The organism is Cupriavidus sp. WS (assembly GCF_000395345.1).
Lineage (GTDB): Bacteria > Pseudomonadota > Gammaproteobacteria > Burkholderiales > Burkholderiaceae > Cupriavidus > Cupriavidus basilensis_B.
Window position 1 is genome coordinate 1 of the sequence record NZ_AQPL01000656.1, and the last position, 3,211, is coordinate 3,211.

At 68.0% G+C, this 3,211-nt stretch carries 3 protein-coding genes; all 3 read right to left on the reverse strand.

The window, feature by feature from the left end; translation table 11 throughout:
- Positions 1-114 precede the first annotated feature (114 nt).
- Complete coding sequence (locus tag K206_RS0136210; RefSeq protein ID WP_020207109.1) at positions 115-627, reverse strand: hypothetical protein; 513 nt, start codon at positions 625-627, stop codon at positions 115-117.
- A 230-nt stretch (positions 628-857) separates the two neighbouring features.
- A complete protein-coding gene (locus K206_RS0136215; RefSeq protein ID WP_029044461.1) occupies positions 858-2,273 on the reverse strand; it encodes an acetate kinase in 1,416 nt (471 codons plus the stop codon).
- Between the two features lie 274 nt (positions 2,274-2,547).
- The coding region (locus K206_RS44110; RefSeq protein ID WP_020207111.1) for a hypothetical protein at positions 2,548-3,211 on the reverse strand (664 nt) is incomplete at its 5' end.

Genomic DNA, 3,211 nt, shown 5'->3' on the forward strand with positions numbered 1-3,211 from the left:
AAGCCTTTGACTTTGTCTTTGACTTTAGTCTTTTAAAGACTTTGAAGTTAAATTCGCTAAACCATTAACTCGAAGCCAAAAATCCGAACAAACAAATCCACCAAGAAAAACCCTTTAAGGAAACGCCGGCACCGCCGGATCCATCCCCGCAAACCTCGCCTCCGGATGCGAAGCCTGCAACAGCGCCTCGATCTCTTCGATGCGCCCGCGCGAGACGTCGACCATCAGCAGGATCTTCCCTTCCTCGATGTCTTTCTCGAACGCTTTGTGCCGGCTGTTCGGCGCCGAACAGCCGATCATGCTCGAGGCCCACGCCCCGAACGCCGCGCCCAGCACGGCCAGCACGCCGACCAGGCCCCATTGCGGCGTGTCGCTGACGATCGGGAACAGCGCCACCAGCGCGCCGGCGATGATGCCGATGCCGCCGCCCACCATGAGCCCCATCTCGGCGGCATGCACGATGTCGGAGGTCTGGAACAGGTTGGCTTCGTGCAGGCCGCTCATGTCGGCGCCGTCGCGCGCGATGAAGTGGATGTGCTTGTTCTCGACGCGCGCCAGGAGCAGGTCGTCCATGGTGCGGCGGGCACTCTCCAGATCGGGCAACAACCAGAAGATGCGTTTGCGCATGACTGTCTCCTCGCTCAGGTCACTCCAGGCCATCCCCGGGCCGTCCCGGCGGCGCCGTGCATGCGGAGCCGCCGTCACGCCGGCCGGACCTGCCAGGCGAAGGTGTATCCGTATCCGCCCCGGGGGACGGGTTTCTTCAGTTGTACGCCAGCCGCGTGGCCAGCGCAAGGCGGCCCCGGCCGCATGCCGGCCCGGCATCACCCGGCGCGCCGCCATGTGCGCGGCCGGCCTCAGAACGTGATCGGCAGCCGCAGCGTGACGGTCAGGTTGGGCGTGTCCGTGGTCAGCCCCGCGCCGACCGAGAGGTTCAGCGTGTAGCGGCTGTTGAAGCGGTACGAGTAGCCCACCAGCAAGGTGCCCTGCGTCACGCGCACCGAGCCCGGCACGGTCTGGCCGTTCTGCTTGGTCGGCCAGATGATGCTCTGGTCGTAGCCGATGCTGAACGAGGCATGCTCGTTGAGCGACAGGCCGATGCCGAAGTTGAAGCCGAAGATGTCGCCCGGGGCGATCTTGCCGAGGTTCTCCTTCTCGCCGTTGAGCACGGTGCGGCTGACGTCGTTGCGCGCGAAGTTGTGCAGGTAGCTGAAGGTGCCGAAGAACACCGCCGGGTCGCTCGGCAGCAGCCACGTGATGCCGGGCTGGATGGCCTGGAAGCCGGAGCCGGTGGGCAGGCCGAGCGGCAGGCCGGTGCCGGTGGTATTGCCCACGCAGCGCGTCACGCAGTCGGTCACGACGTCGAACGGGCTCTTGCCGGTGTTGGACTTGTAGCGCAGCCAGCCGACGAAGTACGGCATCTTCTCGTTGCCGTAGTTGAGCTGGTAGCGCAGCGTCGCCTCCACGTCGCCGAGGCCCTTGCCGCTGGCGTTGAAGACGTTGTCCATCGCGGTGCCGGTGAAGACCTCGCGGCTGACGGTGGAGCCGGAGCTCTGCACGTAGGGCACCTTGGCCTCGATCTCCAGGCGCTTGGTCAGGCCGTAGCGCAGCGCGATGGTCTCGATGTAGGTCGAGGTCTTGACCTCGCGCACGTCGATCAGCCCGATCAGCAGCGCCGGGATGATGGTGTAGCCGACCAGCGCCACGCGGTCGCTCGACGAATAGCCGTACTGGAAGCTCGGCTCGACCACCAGCTTGCCCGCGGGCGTGAGCACGCCGGGCTGGTCGAAGATCGGCGCGATCGCCGGCGGCGCGGTCTTTTCCTCGGGAGGCCGGCCCACCGGCTGCTCGTCGCCGGCCAGCGCGAACTGCGCCTGCGCGGCCTGCGCCGTGGCGTTCTGCTCCATCGCGGTGTTGCCGCCATCCTGCGCGCCGGGCCTGGGCGGCGCCGAGGCGGCGTTGGTGGCCGCGTCCTCGCCCGCGCTGGCCGGCGCGGGGCCGGTGCCGGGCGCGCGCTGGCCGCCGCGCTTCCTGGCCAGCACGTCGGTGCCGAGCACGCTGCGCAGCTCGCGGATGGTGGCCTCCTGCTCCGCCATCGAGCGCTTCATCGCCTCGAGCACGGCGGCCTGCTCGGCCACCTCGCGCCGGAGCTGCTCCAGCTTTGCCGCAGCCGGTCCCTGGTCTGGCGGAGTCTGGCCTTGCGCCATGCTCCCGAGCAACAGCAATGTCGAGCATCCGGCCTGCCGGATGCCGCGCAGCGACCCTGTTTTCATTTCGCCTTCCTCCCCCGGTCGGCGGACTGTTTGGTGCAGGAGTCCGCAACCTGCCTACCGCATACAGCCTCTCTTCTTGCGTGTGTTGCCTGCTGCCTGTTTCTTGCCTGCTTCTTGCCTGCTGCCTGTGCTGCCTGTTGCCTGTTGCCTGTTGCCTGTTGCCTGTTGCCTGTTGCCTGTTGCCTGCTGCCTGCTGCCTGTTGCCTGCTGCCTGCTGCTCGTCGGCTTGCCGCTCTCCATCCGCGCATGCCGCCCGCCGTCGCCGGCCGGGCTTTCAGCGCAGGCCCGTGGTGCCGAGCAGGGCGTTGGTCAATGTCTGGTTGGCCACCTGCGCGCGGAATGCCTGCAAGGTGTTCACGCCCGCATTGATCGTCACCAGGTTCTGTATCGACTGGTTGTTCAGCGTGTTCTGGATCACCGTCGCCGGCGACCCGGCCAGCGCGCTGGCGGCGGCGCTGTTGCCCGGCCCGTTCTGGATCAGGCTCATGACGCCGTTGGTCGTCACCGTGGCCGCGCCCGCGGACACCATCGCCGCCGGCAGGCTGGTCATCGCCGTGCCCGCGGCGCCGGCGCTGCCGCCCGCGCTACCGCTGCCGCCATTGCCGCCACTACTGCTGCTACCATTGCCGCCATTGCCGGCGGTGGCCGGATGGGAAGCCAGCGCGTTGTTGACCGCCGCCGCCCCGGCTCCCGTCGCCACGCCCAGCGCCGCCGCCAGCCGCGTGGCCTGGTCGGCGGTGATGCGGCTCAGGTTGGGAATGGTCAGACTGGTCGCCACCACGAGATCGCCGTTGATGTACACGGCGCGCTGGATGCCGAACGACACCTGCAGGTTGGAGCCCACGTCGAAGCCGCCGCGCAGGTCGTCGAGGCGGTCCTGCTCCACCGGCTTCCAGCTCGCCATGATGCTGCGCACGGCGCGCGCGGGTGGGGCCTGG

Coding starts and splice junctions, on each gene's coding strand:
- K206_RS0136210 (WP_020207109.1), bottom strand. CDS start 627: ATGCGCAAACGCATCTTCTGGTTGTTGCCCGATCTGGAGAGTGCCCGC.
- K206_RS0136215 (WP_029044461.1), bottom strand. CDS start 2,273: ATGAAAACAGGGTCGCTGCGCGGCATCCGGCAGGCCGGATGCTCGACA.